This is a genomic window from Stenotrophomonas sp. YJH_SMC_17 (assembly GCF_059371655.1).
Window position 1 is genome coordinate 1 of record NZ_JCAFUU010000013.1, and the last position, 16,752, is coordinate 16,752.

General features: G+C 63.4%; 13 protein-coding genes and 1 tRNA gene. All 14 read right to left on the reverse strand.

All coding sequences use genetic code 11. The features are described from left to right. Nucleotides 1–363: GTP-binding protein (locus tag AC5P8Z_RS19530; protein WP_329754883.1), on the reverse strand; the 363-nt coding region annotated here is incomplete at its 3' end. A gap of 52 nt (nt 364–415) precedes the next feature. Further along, on the reverse strand, nt 416–2,557 hold the full coding sequence (gene fusA / locus AC5P8Z_RS19535) for an elongation factor G (RefSeq protein ID WP_495229800.1): 2,142 nt from the start codon (nt 2,555–2,557) through the stop codon (nt 416–418). Between the two features lie 141 nt (nt 2,558–2,698). Continuing rightward, nucleotides 2,699–3,172 carry a 30S ribosomal protein S7 gene (gene rpsG, locus AC5P8Z_RS19540; RefSeq protein WP_004145321.1) on the reverse strand — a complete coding sequence of 158 codons (474 nt, stop codon included), beginning with the start codon at nt 3,170–3,172 and terminating at the stop codon, nt 2,699–2,701. 12 nt (nt 3,173–3,184) lie between these two features. Beyond that, complete coding sequence (gene rpsL, locus AC5P8Z_RS19545) at nt 3,185–3,559, reverse strand: 30S ribosomal protein S12 (protein WP_004145320.1); 375 nt, start codon at nt 3,557–3,559, stop codon at nt 3,185–3,187. A 269-nt stretch (nt 3,560–3,828) separates the two neighbouring features. Next, a complete protein-coding gene (gene rpoC / locus AC5P8Z_RS19550) occupies nt 3,829–8,049 on the reverse strand; it encodes a DNA-directed RNA polymerase subunit beta' (RefSeq protein ID WP_495229801.1) in 4,221 nt (1,406 codons plus the stop codon). Nucleotides 8,050–8,136: 87 nt separating this feature from the next. After that, on the reverse strand, nt 8,137–12,291 hold the full coding sequence (gene rpoB / locus AC5P8Z_RS19555; protein WP_049446770.1) for a DNA-directed RNA polymerase subunit beta: 4,155 nt from the start codon (nt 12,289–12,291) through the stop codon (nt 8,137–8,139). 365 nt (nt 12,292–12,656) lie between these two features. After that, complete coding sequence (gene rplL, locus AC5P8Z_RS19560) at nt 12,657–13,025, reverse strand: 50S ribosomal protein L7/L12 (RefSeq protein WP_005408204.1); 369 nt, start codon at nt 13,023–13,025, stop codon at nt 12,657–12,659. Nucleotides 13,026–13,088: 63 nt separating this feature from the next. Then, nucleotides 13,089–13,625, reverse strand: a complete 537-nt coding sequence (rplJ, locus tag AC5P8Z_RS19565) for a 50S ribosomal protein L10 (RefSeq protein ID WP_010480377.1) — start codon at nt 13,623–13,625, stop codon at nt 13,089–13,091. Between the two features lie 385 nt (nt 13,626–14,010). After that, nucleotides 14,011–14,709, reverse strand: coding sequence for a 50S ribosomal protein L1 (gene rplA / locus AC5P8Z_RS19570; RefSeq protein ID WP_248859368.1), 699 nt, complete (start codon nt 14,707–14,709; stop codon nt 14,011–14,013). A 4-nt stretch (nt 14,710–14,713) separates the two neighbouring features. After that, complete coding sequence (gene rplK / locus AC5P8Z_RS19575) at nt 14,714–15,142, reverse strand: 50S ribosomal protein L11 (RefSeq protein ID WP_004145248.1); 429 nt, start codon at nt 15,140–15,142, stop codon at nt 14,714–14,716. 257 nt (nt 15,143–15,399) lie between these two features. Beyond that, complete coding sequence (gene nusG / locus AC5P8Z_RS19580) at nt 15,400–15,960, reverse strand: transcription termination/antitermination protein NusG (protein WP_004154362.1); 561 nt, start codon at nt 15,958–15,960, stop codon at nt 15,400–15,402. 10 nt (nt 15,961–15,970) lie between these two features. Beyond that, nucleotides 15,971–16,384, reverse strand: coding sequence for a preprotein translocase subunit SecE (gene secE / locus AC5P8Z_RS19585; RefSeq protein WP_286071047.1), 414 nt, complete (start codon nt 16,382–16,384; stop codon nt 15,971–15,973). A 49-nt stretch (nt 16,385–16,433) separates the two neighbouring features. Continuing rightward, nucleotides 16,434–16,509, reverse strand: a tRNA-Trp gene (locus AC5P8Z_RS19590). 102 nt (nt 16,510–16,611) lie between these two features. Beyond that, the coding region (locus tag AC5P8Z_RS19595) for an EF-Tu C-terminal domain-related protein (protein WP_487247787.1) at nt 16,612–16,752 on the reverse strand (141 nt) is incomplete at its 5' end.

Sequence of the window (16,752 nt, forward strand, 5' to 3'; positions counted from 1 at the left end):
CAGGATGTGCTCGCGGGTCTGCGGCATCGGGCCGTCAGCGGCCGAGCACACCAGGATCGCGCCGTCCATCTGGGCGGCACCGGTGATCATGTTCTTGACGTAGTCAGCGTGGCCCGGGCAATCGACGTGGGCGTAGTGACGAACCGGGGATTCGTATTCGACGTGCGCGGTCGAGATCGTGATACCACGGGCCTTTTCTTCCGGAGCGGCGTCGATCGAGGAGTAATCCTTGAACTCGCCACCGAAGCGCTCGGCACCGATCTTGGTCAGTGCAGCGGTCAGCGTGGTCTTGCCGTGGTCGACGTGACCGATGGTGCCGACGTTGACGTGCGGCTTGGTGCGCTCGAACTTACCCTTTGCCATTGTTCTATACCTTGATTGTTCGTAAGTGGTTTCAAGAGAGGCTGAGCGAGGCTCAGCCCTTCTTCATGACGGCTTCGGCGATGTTGGTCGGCGCCGGCTCGTAGTGATCGAATTCCATGGTGAAGGTGGCGCGGCCCTGGGTCTGCGAACGCAGCGCAGTGGCGTAACCGAACATTTCACCCAGCGGGATCATCGCGTTGATGATGCTGGCCGAACCGTCACCGGTGGTGTCGGAACCCTGCAGCACGCCGCGACGACGGCTGACGTCGCCCATCACGTCACCCTGGTAATCCTCCGGGGTCACGATCTCGACCTTCATGATCGGCTCCAGCAGCACCGGCTTGGCCTTGGCGAAGCCCTGCTTGAAGGCCATCGACGAAGCCAGCTTGAACGCCATTTCCGAGGAGTCGACGTCGTGGTACGAACCGAACACCAGCTTCACCTTGACGTCCACGACCGGGAAGCCAGCCAGCGGGCCGCTGGTGATGGTTTCGCGCAGGCCCTTTTCAACCGACGGAATGAATTCCTTCGGGATGACGCCGCCGGTGATGTCGTTGATGAACAGGAAGTCGTCCTTGATCATCGGAGCGATCTTCGGATCGGCACGGTCTTCAGCGGTGATCGGCGACAGCTCGATCACGACGTGACCGTACTGACCCTTACCACCGGACTGCTTGGCGTGCTTGTAGTCCGACTTGACGTCAGCCAGGGTGATGGTTTCGCGGTAGGCCACCTGCGGCGCGCCGACGTTGGCTTCAACGTTGAACTCGCGCTTCAGGCGGTCGACGATGATGTCCAGGTGCAGCTCGCCCATGCCCGAGATGATGGTCTGGCCGGATTCCTCGTCGGTCTTGACGCGGAACGACGGATCTTCCTGCGCCAGGCGACCCAGCGCCAGACCCATCTTTTCCTGGTCCGACTTGGTCTTCGGCTCGACGGCCATCGAGATCACCGGCTCCGGGAACGTCATGCGCTCCAGGATGATCGGGGCGTCCACGGCGCACAGGGTGTCACCGGTGGTGGTGTCCTTCAGGCCCACGGCAGCGGCGATGTCACCGGCCAGAACTTCCTTGATTTCCTCGCGGTTGTTCGAGTGCATCTGCAGGATGCGGCCGATGCGCTCCTTCTTGCCCTTCACCGAGTTCAGCACGGTGTCGCCACCGTTCAGGGTGCCCGAGTAGACACGGAAGAAGGTCAGCGCGCCGACGAACGGGTCGGTGATGATCTTGAAGGCCAGCGACGAGAACGGCGCCTTGTCGTCCGACTTGCGGGTCATTTCGACGGTGTCGTCGTCAACGTCCACGCCCTTCACGTCCGGCACGTCGACCGGCGACGGCAGCAGCTGGATCACGCCGTCCAGCATGGCCTGCACGCCCTTGTTCTTGAAGGCCGAGCCGCAGTACATCGGCACGATCTCGGTGGCCAGGGTACGGGTACGCAGCGCGTTGATGACTTCGGCCTCGGCCAGCTCTTCGCCGCCCAGGTACTTTTCCATCAGCTCTTCGCTGGCTTCGGCAGCGGTCTCGACCATGAACTGGCGAGCCTCTTCAGCCGGACCCTGCAGTTCGGCCGGGATTTCACCGTACTCGAACTTCATGCCCTGCGAAGCCTCATCCCAGTGGATGGCCTTCATCTTCAGCAGGTCGACGACGCCCTTGAAGTTGTCTTCAGCGCCGATCGGCAGCTGCATCGGCACGGCAACCGCGCCCAGCTTGGCCTTCAGCTGGCCGACGACCTTCTGGAAGTTGGCACCGGTGCGGTCCATCTTGTTGACGAACGCGATGCGCGGCACGTGGTACTTGTTGGCCTGGCGCCACACGGTTTCCGACTGCGGCTGCACGCCACCGACGGCGCACAGGACGAAGACGGCACCGTCGAGCACGCGCAGCGAGCGCTCCACTTCGATGGTGAAGTCGACGTGCCCGGGGGTGTCGATGATGTTGAAGCGGTGCTCCGGCAGGGACTTGTCCATGCCCTTCCAGAACGCGGTGGTGGCAGCGGACTGGATCGTGATGCCACGCTCCTGCTCCTGCTCCATCCAGTCCATGGTGGCGGCGCCGTCATGCACTTCACCGATCTTGTGGCTCTTGCCGGTGTAGAACAGGATGCGCTCGGACGTGGTGGTCTTGCCGGCATCGATGTGAGCCATGATGCCGAAGTTACGGTAACGCTCGATGGGAGTGGAACGGGCCACGGGAGCCTCTCAGATTTCTTGGATTTCGGATGGCCGAACGCCGCCTTTCGGCGGCCTTCGGATTGGCGCAGTCTTTCTGGGACCGCGAGGCAGCACGCACCGAAGTGGTGCTGCCCTGCCTGTTTTACAAGGCCGTCAAACTCACCAGCGGTAGTGGGCGAAGGCCTTGTTGGCTTCGGCCATGCGGTGGGTTTCTTCGCGCTTCTTGATGGCGCCGCCACGGTTTTCCGAGGCGTCGATCAGTTCAGCAGCCAGCTTCTTCGGCATGGTGTTCTCACCACGCTTGCGCGCGGAGTCGATCAGCCAGCGCATGGCCAGGGCCATCTTGCGCGACGAACGCACTTCGACCGGCACCTGGTAGGTGGCACCACCGACGCGGCGCGACTTGACTTCGACCGCCGGAGCGACGTTGTCCAGAGCCTTCTGCACCAGTTCAATGGCGTTGGCGCTGCTGTTCTTCTCGGTGATCACGTCCATGGCGCCGTACACGATCTTTTCGGCGACGGACTTCTTGCCGCTCTGCATGACCATGTTGATGAAACGGGCGATGGTTTCGCTTCCGTGCTTCGGATCGGGCAGGACGGAACGCTGCGGAGTATTACCCTTACGCGACATTGTGCTCTCTCCTTATGCCTTCGGACGCTTGGCGCCGTACTTGGAACGGGCCTGGCGACGCTTGGCAACGCCGGCGGCGTCGAGCGAGCCACGAACGGTGTGGTAACGCACACCCGGCAGGTCCTTGACGCGACCGCCGCGGATCAGGACCACGGAGTGCTCCTGCAGGTTGTGGCCTTCACCACCGATGTAGGAAATCACTTCTTCCTGGTTGGTCAGGCGGACCTTGGCAACCTTGCGCAGAGCCGAGTTCGGCTTCTTCGGAGTGGTGGTGTAGACACGGGTGCAGACGCCACGGCGCTGCGGGCACTTGTCGAGCGCCGGCGAGGCACTCTTGTAGGTGGTCGCTTGCCGCGGCTTGCGGACCAGCTGGTTGATCGTCGCCATCAGTAGGTTCTTCTGATTGGTGGCCGGATAATCCGACCAGAGATGCGGAAATGTTAAAGCAGGCCAAAATTCTGGCCTGCTGAGACAGACGATTGTAGCAACCTGCCAGGAAAGCAGTCAAACGCCTTCTGTCAAGCCCGTTCCTGATCCCGGAACGTTACTGGGGGGCCTCCATGTACCCCGTTCAGGTTGGCGGGGTGAACCGCGAACGGCCCACCCTGCCCTGCCCCGGTCGCCCGGGTGGTCCGGCCTGAGGCCGGACCCGTGTTTCAGTCCTCCGAGGCCTGTTCAGCTTCGGCTTCAACCACCGGTGCCTCGACCGCGGCCGGGGTGCCGGCCAGGGTCTGCATTTCCGACTCGGTGAGACCGGAAGCGCCGCGACGGCGGTTGCTGTGGTACGCCAGGCCGGTACCGGCCGGAATCAGGCGACCCACGATGACGTTTTCCTTCAGGCCACGCAGGTTGTCCGAGGTGCCGCGGACGGCCGCTTCGGTCAGCACGCGGGTGGTTTCCTGGAACGACGCGGCCGAGATGAACGATTCGGTCGCCAGCGAGGCCTTGGTGATACCCAGCAGGACCGGATCGAAGTGCGCCGGCAGCTCGTTGCGGGCTGCAAGGCGGGCATTCTCCTCGATAACGCGCTGGCGCTCCACCTGTTCGCCGTTCAGGAACTTGCTGCTGCCCTGGTCGGTGATCTCGACCTTGCGCAGCATCTGGCGGGTGATGACCTCGATGTGCTTGTCGTTGATCTTCACGCCCTGCAGGCGGTACACGTCCTGGATTTCCTTCACCAGGTAGGCAGCCAGCGGTTCGACACCCAGCAGGCGCAGGATGTCCTGCGGGCTCGGCTCGCCGTCCACGATGGTTTCACCCTTGGTGACATGCTCGCCTTCGAAGACGATGACCTGGCGGTACTTCGGGATCAGCTCTTCGTGCTCCGAACCATCGGTGTCCTTGATGATCAGGCGCTGCTTGCCCTTGGTGTCCTTGCCGAAGCTGATGATGCCCGAACGCTCGGCCAGCACCGCCGGATCCTTCGGCTTGCGCGCTTCGAACAGATCGGCCACGCGCGGCAGACCACCGGTGATGTCGCGGGTCTTCGACGCTTCCTGCGGAATCTTGGCGACCACGTCACCCACGCCGACGGCAGCGCCGTCCTGCAGGTTGACGATCGAGCGCGGCGGCAGCAGGTACTGCGCCGGCAGGTCGGTGCCCGGAATAGACAGGTCGTTGCCCTTGGCGTCGACGATGCGCACGATCGGGCGCAGGTCCTTGGCCTGGGTACCACGACGCTTCGGATCGGTGATTTCGCGCGACGCCAGACCGGTCAGCTCGTCGGTCTTCTCGATGACGGTGATGCCGTCGACGAAGTCGATGAAGCGGATGAAGCCGGCCACTTCCGACACGATCGGGTGGTTATGCGGATCCCAGTTGGCCACGGTCTGGCCCGCCTTGATCGCATCACCGTCCTTGGACGTGATGGTCGCACCGTACGGCAGCTTGTAACGCTCACGCTCACGGCCGTGGGCATCGAGCACCGAGATTTCGCCCGAGCGCGACACTGCCACCAGCGAGCCGTTGGCATGCTCGACCGACTTGAGGTTGCTGAACTTGACCGAGCCGGTGGTCTTGACAGTGATGTTGTCGACCGCAGCAGCTCGAGACGCCGCACCACCGATGTGGAACGTACGCATGGTCAGCTGGGTACCCGGCTCACCGATGGACTGGGCGGCGATGACGCCGACCGCTTCACCGATGTTGACCAGGTGGCCGCGGGCCAGATCGCGGCCGTAGCAGCGCGAGCAGACACCGAAGGCCGATTCGCAGGAGATGGTCGAGCGGACCTTGATGGTCTGCACGCCGGCATCTTCCAGCTTGGCCACCCAGGCTTCGTCCAGCAGGGTGTTGCGGGTGACGATCGGATCTTCGTCGTTGCCCGGCAGGAACACGTCCTCGGCCACCACGCGACCCAGCACGCGGTCCTTCAGCGGCTCGACCACGTCGCCGCCTTCCACGATCGGGGTCATGATCAGGCCTTCGGTGGTACCGCAATCCACCTCGGTGATCACCACGTCCTGCGCGACGTCGACCAGGCGACGGGTCAGGTAACCCGAGTTCGCGGTCTTCAGCGCGGTATCGGCCAGACCCTTACGGGCACCGTGGGTGGAGTTGAAGTACTCCTGCACGTTCAGGCCTTCGCGGAAGTTCGCCTTGATGGGCGTCTCGATGATCGAGCCGTCCGGACGGGCCATCAGGCCGCGCATGCCGGCCAGCTGACGGATCTGCGCCTGCGAACCACGCGCACCGGAGTCGGCCATGATGTACAGCGAGTTCATCGACTTCTGGCCGATGGTCTCACCCTTGGCATTGACGACCTTCTCGGTACCGATGGTGTCCATCATCGCCTTGGCGATGCGCTCGTTGGTGCGCGACCAGATGTCGACCACCTTGTTGTAGCGCTCGCCGGCGGTGACCAGGCCCGACTGGTACTGCTCCTGGATTTCCAGCACTTCGGCTTCGGCCTCGGTGAGGATGCCCTTCTTCTCGTCCGGGATCAGCATGTCGTCGATGCCGATGGAGACGCCGGCGCGGGTCGCGTAGGCGAAGCCGGTGTACATCAGCTTGTCGGCGAACACGACCGTGTCCTTCAGGCCCAGCTGGCGGTAGCTGGAGTTGATCAGGCGGCTGATGTTCTTCTTGGTCAGCTCGACATTGGCCAGCGCGAACGGCAGGCCTTCCGGCAGGATTTCAGCCAGCAGGGCGCGACCGATCGTGGTGTCCACGATCGAGGTCTTGTTCTGCTTGTTGCCGTCTTCGTCGGTCACCACCTCGGTGATGCGGACCTTGACCTTGGCGTGCAGTTCCACCACGCGGTTGTCGTAGGCGCGCTTGACTTCGGCGATGTTGGCGAAGGCCATGCCCTCGCCCTTCTTGTTTTCCAGCGAGCGGGTCATGTAGTACAGACCCAGCACGACGTCCTGCGACGGCACGATGATCGGCTCGCCGTTGGCCGGCGACAGGATGTTGTTGGTCGACATCATCAGCGCACGCGCTTCCAGCTGGGCTTCCAGCGAGAGCGGCACGTGGACGGCCATCTGGTCACCGTCGAAGTCGGCGTTGAACGCGGTGCAGACCAGCGGGTGCAGCTGGATGGCCTTGCCTTCGATCAGCACCGGCTCGAACGCCTGGATGCCCAGACGGTGCAGGGTCGGCGCACGGTTCAGCATCACCGGATGCTCGCGGATGACCTCTTCCAGGATGTCCCAGACTTCGGCTTCTTCGCGCTCGACAAGCTTCTTGGCGGCCTTGATGGTGGTGGCCAGGCCACGACGCTGCAGCTTGGCGAAGACGAACGGCTTGAACAGCTCAAGCGCCATCTTCTTCGGCAGGCCGCACTGGTGCAGGCGCAGGTACGGGCCGACCACGATGACCGAACGGCCCGAGTAGTCGACGCGCTTGCCGAGCAGGTTCTGGCGGAAGCGACCCTGCTTGCCCTTGATCATGTCGGCCAGCGACTTCAGCGGGCGCTTGTTGGTGCCGGTGATGGCACGGCCACGACGGCCGTTGTCCAGCAGCGCATCGACCGATTCCTGCAGCATGCGCTTTTCATTGCGCACGATGATGTCCGGCGCGCTCAGTTCGAGCAGGCGGCGCAGGCGGTTGTTGCGGTTGATGACGCGGCGGTACAGGTCGTTCAGGTCGGAGGTCGCGAAGCGGCCGCCATCCAGCGGAACCAGCGGACGCAGGTCCGGCGGCAGCACCGGCAGCACGGTCATGACCATCCATTCCGGACGGTTGCCCGATTCCAGGAAGGCTTCGATCAGCTTGATGCGCTTGGTGAGGCGCTTGAGCTTGGTTTCCGAACCGGTAGCAGCGATTTCCTCGCGCAGGCGGGTCATTTCCGACTGCAGGTCGATCGTGCGCAGCAGTTCGTACACGGCCTCGGCGCCCATGGCGGCGTCGAAGTCGTCGCCGTGTTCCTGGCGGGCCTGCAGGTACTGTTCTTCGGTCAGCAGCTGGCGGCGCTCCAGGGCGGTCAGGCCCGGCTCGGTCACCACGTAGGCTTCGAAGTACAGCACGCGCTCGATGTCGCGCAGGGTCATGTCCAGCATCAGGCCGATGCGCGACGGCAGCGACTTCAGGAACCAGATGTGCGCGACCGGCGAGGCCAGGTCGATGTGGCCCATGCGCTCACGACGCACCTTGGCCAGGGTCACTTCGGTGCCGCACTTTTCGCAGACGACGCCGCGGTGCTTCATGCGCTTGTACTTGCCGCACAGGCACTCGTAGTCCTTCACCGGCCCGAAGATGGCGGCGCAGAACAGGCCGTCGCGTTCCGGCTTGAAGGTACGGTAGTTGATGGTTTCCGGCTTCTTCACTTCGCCGAAGGACCACGAACGGATCAGGTCCGGCGAAGCCAGCGCGATCTTGATCGCGTCGAAGTCCAGCGTCTGGCGCTGCTGGTTGAAGAGGTTGAGCAGGTCTTTCATGGTGTTCTCCAGAAGGAGGAATGCTGTGTCGATGGGCTTTCAGTTCACTGCCAGCGGCGCGGCGGCGGACCGCCGCGCCGGCATGGATCAGTTGTCTTCCAGTTCCATGTTGATGGCCAGCGAGCGGATTTCCTTCACGAGCACGTTGAAGGATTCCGGCATGCCCGCGACCATCTCGTGCTCACCGTCGACGATGTTCTTGTACATCTGGTTGCGGCCCTGCACGTCATCGGACTTCACCGTCAGCATTTCCTGCAGGGTGTAGGCCGCGCCGTAGGCTTCCAGCGCCCAGACTTCCATTTCACCGAAGCGCTGGCCGCCGAACTGCGCCTTGCCGCCCAGCGGCTGCTGGGTGACGAGCGAGTACGGACCGGTCGAACGGGCGTGCATCTTGTCGTCGACCAGGTGGTTCAGCTTCAGGTAGTGCATGTAACCCACGGTGGTGTGGCGATCGAACGCTTCACCGGTGCGGCCGTCGTACAGCTGGGTCTGGCCACTGCTCGGCAGGTCGGCCAGTTCCAGCATGCGCTTGATTTCCGCTTCGGTGGCGCCGTCGAACACCGGGGTGGCCATCGGCACGCCGTCGGTCAGGTTGCGGGCCAGACGCAGCAGTTCCTCGTCGCTGAACTGCGACAGGTCGACACGGTTGGCCACGTTGGTGTCGTCGTGGTTGTAGATGTCGTCCAGGAACTTGCGCAGGTCGGCAACGGCGGCCTGGGCTTCCATCATCGCCTGGATCTTGCGACCCAGACCCTTGGCCGCCCAGCCCAGGTGCACTTCCAGGATCTGGCCGATGTTCATACGCGACGGCACGCCCAGCGGGTTCAGCACGATGTCCACGGTTTCGCCCGAGGCCATGTACGGCATGTCCTCGACCGGCACCACGTTGGAGACCACACCCTTGTTGCCGTGGCGGCCTGCCATCTTGTCGCCCGGCTGGATGCGGCGCTTCACGGCCAGGAACACCTTGACCATCTTCAGCACGCCCGGGGCGAGGTCGTCGCCGGCGGTGATCTTGCCGCGCTTGTCGGCGAAGCGACGCTCGAATTCCTTCTCGTGCGCCTGGATCTGCTTCTGCGCGCGTTCGATGGCTTCCGAAGCGTCTTCGTCCTTCATGCGCAGGGCGAACCAGTCAGCCTTCTTCAGGCCGTCCAGGAAGGCGTCGGTGATCACGTCACCCTTCTTCAGGCCAGCGCCACCGTTGACCACCTTGCCCACGATCTGCGAACGCAGACGCATGTAGATGGCCGCTTCCAGGATGCGGAACTGGTCGTCGAAGTCCTTCTTGACGCGCTTGATTTCAGACTCTTCGATCTGGCGGGCGCGCTTGTCCTTCTCGATGCCGTCGCGGGTGAAGACCTGCACGTCGATGACGGTGCCGTCCATGCCCGGCGGAACGCGCAGCGAGCTGTCCTTAACGTCCGAAGCCTTCTCGCCGAAGATCGCGCGCAGCAGCTTCTCTTCCGGGGTCAGCTGGCTTTCGCCCTTCGGGGTGACCTTGCCGACCATGATGTCGCCGGCGCGGACTTCGGCACCGATGTACACCACGCCGCTCTCGTCCAGGCGGTTCAGCGCCTGCTCGGAGACGTTCGGGATGTCGGCGGAGATTTCCTCCGGCCCCAGCTTGGTGTCACGCGCGACGCAGGTCAGCTCTTCGATGTGGATCGTGGTGTAGCGATCCTCTTCCACCACGCGCTCGGAGAGCAGGATGGAGTCTTCGAAGTTGTAGCCGTTCCACGGCATGAACGCGATCAGCATGTTCTGGCCCAGGGCCAGTTCGCCGATGTCGGTGGACGGACCGTCGGCCAGCACGTCGCCGCGGGCGATGACGTCACCCACCTGGACCAGCGGACGCTGGTTGATGCAGGTGTTCTGGTTCGAACGGGTGTACTTGACCAGGTTGTAGATGTCCACGCCTGCGTCGGTGGCGCCAACGATCTCTTCCTCGTTGACCTTGACCACGATGCGGGCCGCGTCGATCTGCACGATCTCGCCACCACGGCGGGCGTTCACGGTCACACCGGAGTCACGCGCCACGGCGCGCTCGATGCCGGTACCGACCAGCGGCTTCTGCGCACGCAGGGTCGGCACGGCCTGACGCTGCATGTTGGCGCCCATCAGTGCGCGGTTCGCGTCATCGTGCTCCAGGAACGGAACCAGCGCGGCCGCGATCGACACGGTCTGCATCGGCGAGACGTCCATGAAGTGGACTTCCGCCGGCGGCTTCAGCAGCGATTCGCCCTGGAAACGGCACGGAACGAACTGCTCGGTCAGCACGCTGTCGGCATTGGTCAGGGCGTTGGCCTGCGCAATGACGTATTCGTTTTCTTCGATGGCCGACAGGAACTCGACTTCGTCATAGACCTTGCCGTCCACGACCTTGCGGTACGGGGTCTCGAGGAAACCGTACTGGTTGGTGCGGGCGTACACGGCCAGCGAGTTGATCAGGCCGATGTTCGGGCCTTCCGGGGTTTCGATGGTGCAGACGCGGCCGTAATGGGTCGGGTGCACGTCGCGCACTTCGAAGCCGGCGCGCTCACGGGTCAGACCGCCCGGGCCCAGGGCCGAGACGCGACGCTTGTGGGTCACTTCCGACAGCGGGTTGTTCTGGTCCATGAACTGCGACAGCTGCGAGGAGCCGAAGAACTCCTTGATGGCAGCGGCGACCGGCTTGGCGTTGATCAGCTCCTGCGGGGTCAGGCCTTCGGACTCGGCCATCGACAGGCGCTCCTTGACCGCGCGCTCGACGCGGACCAGGCCGACGCGGAACACGTTCTCGGCCATTTCGCCGACCGAACGCACGCGACGGTTGCCCAGGTGATCGATGTCGTCGACCACGCCGCGACCGTTGCGGATCTCGGTCAGGACCTTGATCACGTCCAGGATGTCGGAGCTGTCGCCATGGGCGGCAACCAGGCGCTTGGACTCTTCGTCGTTGCGCTCACCGAAGTACTTGCTGTCGTACAGCACGGCTTCGCCGGTGGTTTCCTTGCGGCCCACGCGACGGTTGAACTTCATGCGGCCGACCGCGGACAGGTCGTAGCGCTCGAAGGTGAAGAACAGGTTGTGGAACAGGTTCTGCGCGGCGTCCTTGGTCGGCGGCTCGCCCGGACGCATCATGCGGTAGATCTCGACCAGGGCTTCCAGCTGGGTCTTGGTCGGGTCGATGCGCAGGGTGTTGGACAGGTACGGACCACGATCCAGATCGTTCACCCACAGGGTGCCCACGGCATCCACACCGGCCTTGCGGAAGGCCTGCAGCTGCTCGTCGGTGATCTCGTCGTTGGCCTGGGCCAGCAGTTCGCCGGTCGATGCATCGACCACGTCGTGCGACAGGATGCGGCCGACGATGTAGTCGTCCGGCACGGCCAGGGCGGCGATGCCAGAGGCTTCCAGCTGCTTGATGTGGCGCGCGGTGATGCGCTTGCCGGCTTCCACGATGACCTTGTCGCCGTCGGCGAGGTCGAAGCCCAGGGTTTCGCCACGCAGGCGCTCCGGCACCAGCTCCAGCTGGACGCCTTCATCCGGGTTGATGTGGAAGGTGTTGATCTCGAAGAACTCGGCCAGCATCTCTTCGTTGCTGTAGCCAAGCGCGCGCAGCAGGATCGACACCGGCAGCTTGCGGCGGCGGTCGATACGGGTGAACAGCGCGTCCTTCGGGTCGAACTCGAAGTCCAGCCAGGAACCGCGGTAAGGAATGATGCGGGCGCTGTACAGCAGCTTGCCCGAGCTGTGGGTCTTGCCACGGTCGTGGTCGAAGAACACGCCCGGCGAACGGTGCAGCTGCGAGACGATGACGCGCTCGGTGCCGTTGACGATGAAGGTGCCGTTCTCGGTCATCAGCGGGATTTCGCCCAGATAGACCTCCTGCTCCTTCACGTACTTGATGGCCTTGGTCGACGACTCACGGTCGTAGATCACCAGGCGCACGGTCACGCGCAGCGGGGCGCCGTAGCTCATGCCACGCTGGCGGCACTCGCGCTCGTCGAAGACCGGTTCGCCCAGCTTGTAGCCGACGTATTCCAGGGCAGCATTGCCGCTGTAGCTGGCGATCGGGAAGACCGACTTCAGCGCAGCATGCAGGCCGTGGTCCGTGCGCTTGGCCGGATCGACGTTTTCCTGCAGGAATTCACGATAGGAATCCACCTGGATGGCGAGCAGGAACGGCACTTCGAGGATCGAGCGCTGCTTGCCGAAATCCTTGCGGATACGCTTTTTTTCGGTGAACGAATAGGACGTCATGAGGTCTTCCACCTTGTTGTGCGGGCCGTGCGTCCACGACCCAGAAGGAAACTTGAAATTGTCAGTTGGAAGTCGCTGGTATTGCCGGCACCAGCACGCCTTCTCCCGCTACTTCCAACTGCCAACTCGTCTGCTACCACGCCCCTGCTGCCGCGCGCTGCGCTGGCCGGCCGGGGTTTGACTGCAGCCCGTGTTGGGCTTTTTGCTGCTTTTGAAACGGTAGGGCCGACTGTCAGTCGACTTCTTTCACAGCAGTCGACTGACAGTCGACCCTACCAGTACCGCAACAACGACCAAAGGCCGGGGGCTTACGCCCCCAGCCTTGGCTGCATCGCCGTGAATCGGTGACGATGCAAGGTAACTGCTTACTTGACTTCGACAGTCGCGCCAGCAGCTTCCAGGTCCTTCTTCATCTTCTCGGCGTCTTCCTTCGAAGCGCCTTCCTTCAGGACGCCACCGGCTTCGGCCAGGTCCTTCGCTTCCTTCAGGCCCAGGCCGGTGATGGCGCGGACGGCCTTGATGACTTCGACCTTCTTGTCGCCGGCCGACTTCAGGGTGACGGTGAACTCGGTCTGCTCTTCAACAGCAGCGGCCGGGCCAGCGGCAGCAGCCACGGCAACCGGAGCAGCGGCGGAGACGCCGAACTTCTCTTCGATGGCCTTGACCAGCTCCATCACTTCCATCAGGGACTTCTCGGCGATGGCGTCGACGATCTGTTCGTTGGTAAGGGACATGATTAATACCTTTGGATGATTTTCTGGGTTGAGGTTCCGTCAGGAACCACGGTAAGTCGAAACTCAGGCGGTCTCGGCGGCCGGCTCGGCAGCGTCGGCGGCGACATCGCCACCACCCTGCTTCTCGCCAACGGCCTTGATGGCGCGGGCAAACATCGTGACCGGCTCGGTCAGGACGCGGGCCAGCATGGCCAGGGCCTGATCGCGGGTCGGCAGCGAGGCCAGCACTTCGACGTGGCTTGCCGGGAACACTTCGCCACCGATGGCGACGACCTTAGCCTTCAGCTTGTCGTTGCCCTTGGCGGCTTCCTTGATCAGGCGACCGGCAGCGCCGGGCTCCTCAAGCGAGAACGCGTACAGCAGCGGACCAACCATCTGGTCCTGGGCGACTGCGAACTCGGTGCCTTCAACGGCGCGCGAAGCCAGGGTGTTCTTGACAACCTTCAAGAAAACACCGGTTTCACGAGCCTGCTTGCGCATCGCGGTCATCTGGGCGACCGTGGTGCCAGCGTATTCGGCTGCGATCAAGGAGTGGGCCTTGGCGGCGACGTCTGCCAGCTCGGCGACTACTTCTTGCTTCTGGGACAGATTGAGAGCCATTGCACTCCTCCTATTGAACTCCGCTTACGGCTCCTGCCGTGTGCGGTCCTGTGCGGCATCCGTCCTGGACGCCGGGAACATCGGGATGATGTTCCGGGGGGTGGGCCGTTCCAGACCTGGAGGCAATCAGGGAAATCCCAGACATGCGTGAACCAGAAAAACTCCAGAAGGGCACCATCTACGCAGGTTGATTCCGGGGAATCGATTAAGCGTTCGTGACTGCTCCGGCGGCGACTCCTTGCCAGATCGAGCTTCCGTGCCCGTCGCCGGTAGTGCCACGACCGCGCCTGCGGTCTTTGACGGCTACCACTGGCGATGTACTGCCAGCGATGCCTTCAAATGTCACGGCCACGGCACCCGAGGGCACCGTGACCGCTTCAAACAATTACTTCAGGGTCAGCGACGACTGGTCGACGGTGACGCCCGGGCCCATCGTCGAGCTGACCGAAACCTTCTGCAGGTAGGTGCCCTTCGAGGTGGCCGGCTTGGCCTTGATCAGGTCCAGCAGCAGCGCGGTCAGGTTCGACTTCAGCGCGTCTTCGGCGAAGTCGGCCTTGCCGATGGTGCAGTGGATGATGCCGGCCTTGTCGGTGCGGTAACGGACCTGACCCGACTTGGCGTTCTTCACGGCTTCACCCGGGTTCGGGGAAACGGTGCCGACCTTCGGGTTCGGCATCAGGCCGCGCGGGCCCAGCACGGTGCCCAGCTTACCGACGACGCGCATGGCGTCCGGGGTCGCGATGACGACGTCGTAGTTCAGATCGCCGGCCTGCATCTTCTCGGCCAGGTCATCCATGCCGACGGCTTCGGCGCCAGCGGCCAGGGCTTCGTCAGCCTTGGCACCGGCCGGAGCGAACACGGCGACGCGGACCGACTTGCCGGTACCGGCCGGCAGCACGGTGGAGCCACGGACCTGCTGGTCGGACTTCTTCGCATCGACGCCCAGGCGCACAGCAACGTCGATCGACTCGACGAACTTGGCCTTGGTGGCGTTCTTCAGGATGTTGATCGCGTCCTCGAAGGCGTATGCCTTGCCCGGAACGACGGCGGCCTTGATGGCCTTCTCACGCTTGGTCTGTGCCATCTTATTAACCCTCCACCACGAGGCCCATGGAACGGGCAGAGCCAGCGATGGTACGCACGGCGGCGTCCAGATCGGCGGCAGTCAGATCCGGTTCCTTCGCCTTGGCGATCTCTTCCAGCTGCTTACGGGTGACCTTGCCGACCTTCTCGGTGTTCGGGCGCTTGGAGCCCGACGAGATGCCAGCGGCCTTCTTCAGCAGGGTGGTGGCCGGGGTGCTCTTGGTGATGAAGGTGAACGTACGGTCCGAGTAGGCCGTGATGATCACCGGAACCGGCAGACCCGGCTCGAGCTTCTGCGTGGCAGCGTTGAACGCCTTGCAGAATTCCATGATGTTCAGGCCGCGCTGACCCAGCGCAGGACCGACCGGCGGCGAGGGGTTGGCCTGACCGGCCTTCACCTGCAGCTTGATGTAACCGACAACTTTCTTTGCCATGAGTATGCTCTCCGGGTGCTAGCGCCTTTCGACAACAGGCTCCCCATCGGACCGGGAATCACGCGTCCCGGCATCGCGTTTTGAAATCATGCTGAAGGCCACCTTGCGGCGGCCTCGTCCTGCTGGCTTCCCAGCGGGGAGCCGCGCACTATATCAGGTTTTTTCTTCACATGCCTGAAGCGGCACGTAAACGCGAGAAACCGGGCCACGCCCGGTTTCTCGTCCGGAGTCGAGCATGGCTCGACTCTACAGTGGGATCAGACGGCCTTTTCGACCTGGCCGAACTCGAGTTCGACCGGAGTGGCACGACCGAAGATCAGCACCGAGACGCGCAGACGGCTCTTCTCGTAGTTGACTTCTTCGACGACGCCATTGAAATCGTTGAACGGGCCATCGGTGACACGGACCATCTGGCCCGGCTCGAACAGCACCTTCGGACGCGGCTTCTCGACACCTTCCTGAACGCGGTTCAGGATGGCCTCGGCCTCGGAATCGGCGATCGGCAGCGGACGGTCGGCGGTGCCGCCAATGAAGCCCATCACGCGCGGAGTTTCCTTGACCAGATGCCAGCTTTCGTTGTCGATGCGCGGAATACCCGCTTCTTCGTGGGTCTCGATCTGGACCAGCACGTAACCCGGGAAGAACTTGCGCTCGGAGCGGCGCTTCTGCCCAGCGCGCATCTCGACCACTTCTTCGGTCGGGACCAGGACGTCGCCGAAGCGCTCTTCCATGCCGTCACGGACGATGCGATCGCGCAGAGCCTGCGCCACCGACTTCTCGAAGCCCGAATAGGCGTGAACGACGTACCAACGCTTCATGCAAATCTCCTTAGCGGCTCAGGAACCACTGAGTCAGTTTCTGGATCAGGAAGTCGAAGCCACCCAGCAGCAGGCTGAGGATGAGCACCACGACGATCACGACCCAGGTCATGCGGATGGCTTCCTGGCGCGTCGGCCAGACCACCTTGCGCAGCTCAAAGCGCGACTCGGAGAGGAATTCGCGGGTGTCGCGCCCCTTGCCGGTCAGCATGAACACGCCGATACCGCCAACCAGACCGACCACGACCGCCAACGCACGCAGCTGACCCGCCCACGCGCCCAGCTGGGCGGCGCGACCGGAGTCGGCGGAGAACCAGAACCAGACGAACAGACCGGCCAGCACCAGCAGCGATGCGGCGACATACTTGACGATATCCCCACCGTTGGCGGAGGTGTCCTTGGAGTGTTCGATCTTGCTATTCATCAGGCTGTGTCTGCTTTAGCGGCCCAGGCCGCTGGATAAGGTGGGCAGATGGCACGCCAGGAGGGACTCGAACCCCCAACCTGCGGTTTTGGAGACCGCTGCTCTGCCAATTGAGCTACTGGCGTACGTTGAAAACTTGCCTTCCCTTAGACGGCGAAGGCGGACCGAGGTTCCCGGCCCGCCATTCGCGTAACCGGCGGCGCTATGCAACCACCGGTACTGCAGGCTTACTCGATGATCTTCGAGACCACGCCGGCGCCGACGGTACGGCCACCTTCGCGGATGGCGAAGCGCAGGCCTTCGTCCATTGCCACCGGGTTGATCAGGGTGACGACCATCTTGACGTTGTCACCCGGCATCACCATTTC

Coding starts and splice junctions, on each gene's coding strand:
- rpsG (WP_004145321.1), bottom strand. CDS start 3,172: ATGTCGCGTAAGGGTAATACTCCGCAGCGTTCCGTCCTGCCCGATCCG.
- rpsL (WP_004145320.1), bottom strand. CDS start 3,559: ATGGCGACGATCAACCAGCTGGTCCGCAAGCCGCGGCAAGCGACCACC.
- rpoC (WP_495229801.1), bottom strand. CDS start 8,049: ATGAAAGACCTGCTCAACCTCTTCAACCAGCAGCGCCAGACGCTGGAC.
- rpoB (WP_049446770.1), bottom strand. CDS start 12,291: ATGACGTCCTATTCGTTCACCGAAAAAAAGCGTATCCGCAAGGATTTC.
- rplL (WP_005408204.1), bottom strand. CDS start 13,025: ATGTCCCTTACCAACGAACAGATCGTCGACGCCATCGCCGAGAAGTCC.
- rplJ (WP_010480377.1), bottom strand. CDS start 13,625: ATGGCTCTCAATCTGTCCCAGAAGCAAGAAGTAGTCGCCGAGCTGGCA.
- rplA (WP_248859368.1), bottom strand. CDS start 14,709: ATGGCACAGACCAAGCGTGAGAAGGCCATCAAGGCCGCCGTCGTTCCG.
- rplK (WP_004145248.1), bottom strand. CDS start 15,142: ATGGCAAAGAAAGTTGTCGGTTACATCAAGCTGCAGGTGAAGGCCGGT.
- nusG (WP_004154362.1), bottom strand. CDS start 15,960: ATGAAGCGTTGGTACGTCGTTCACGCCTATTCGGGCTTCGAGAAGTCG.
- secE (WP_286071047.1), bottom strand. CDS start 16,384: ATGAATAGCAAGATCGAACACTCCAAGGACACCTCCGCCAACGGTGGG.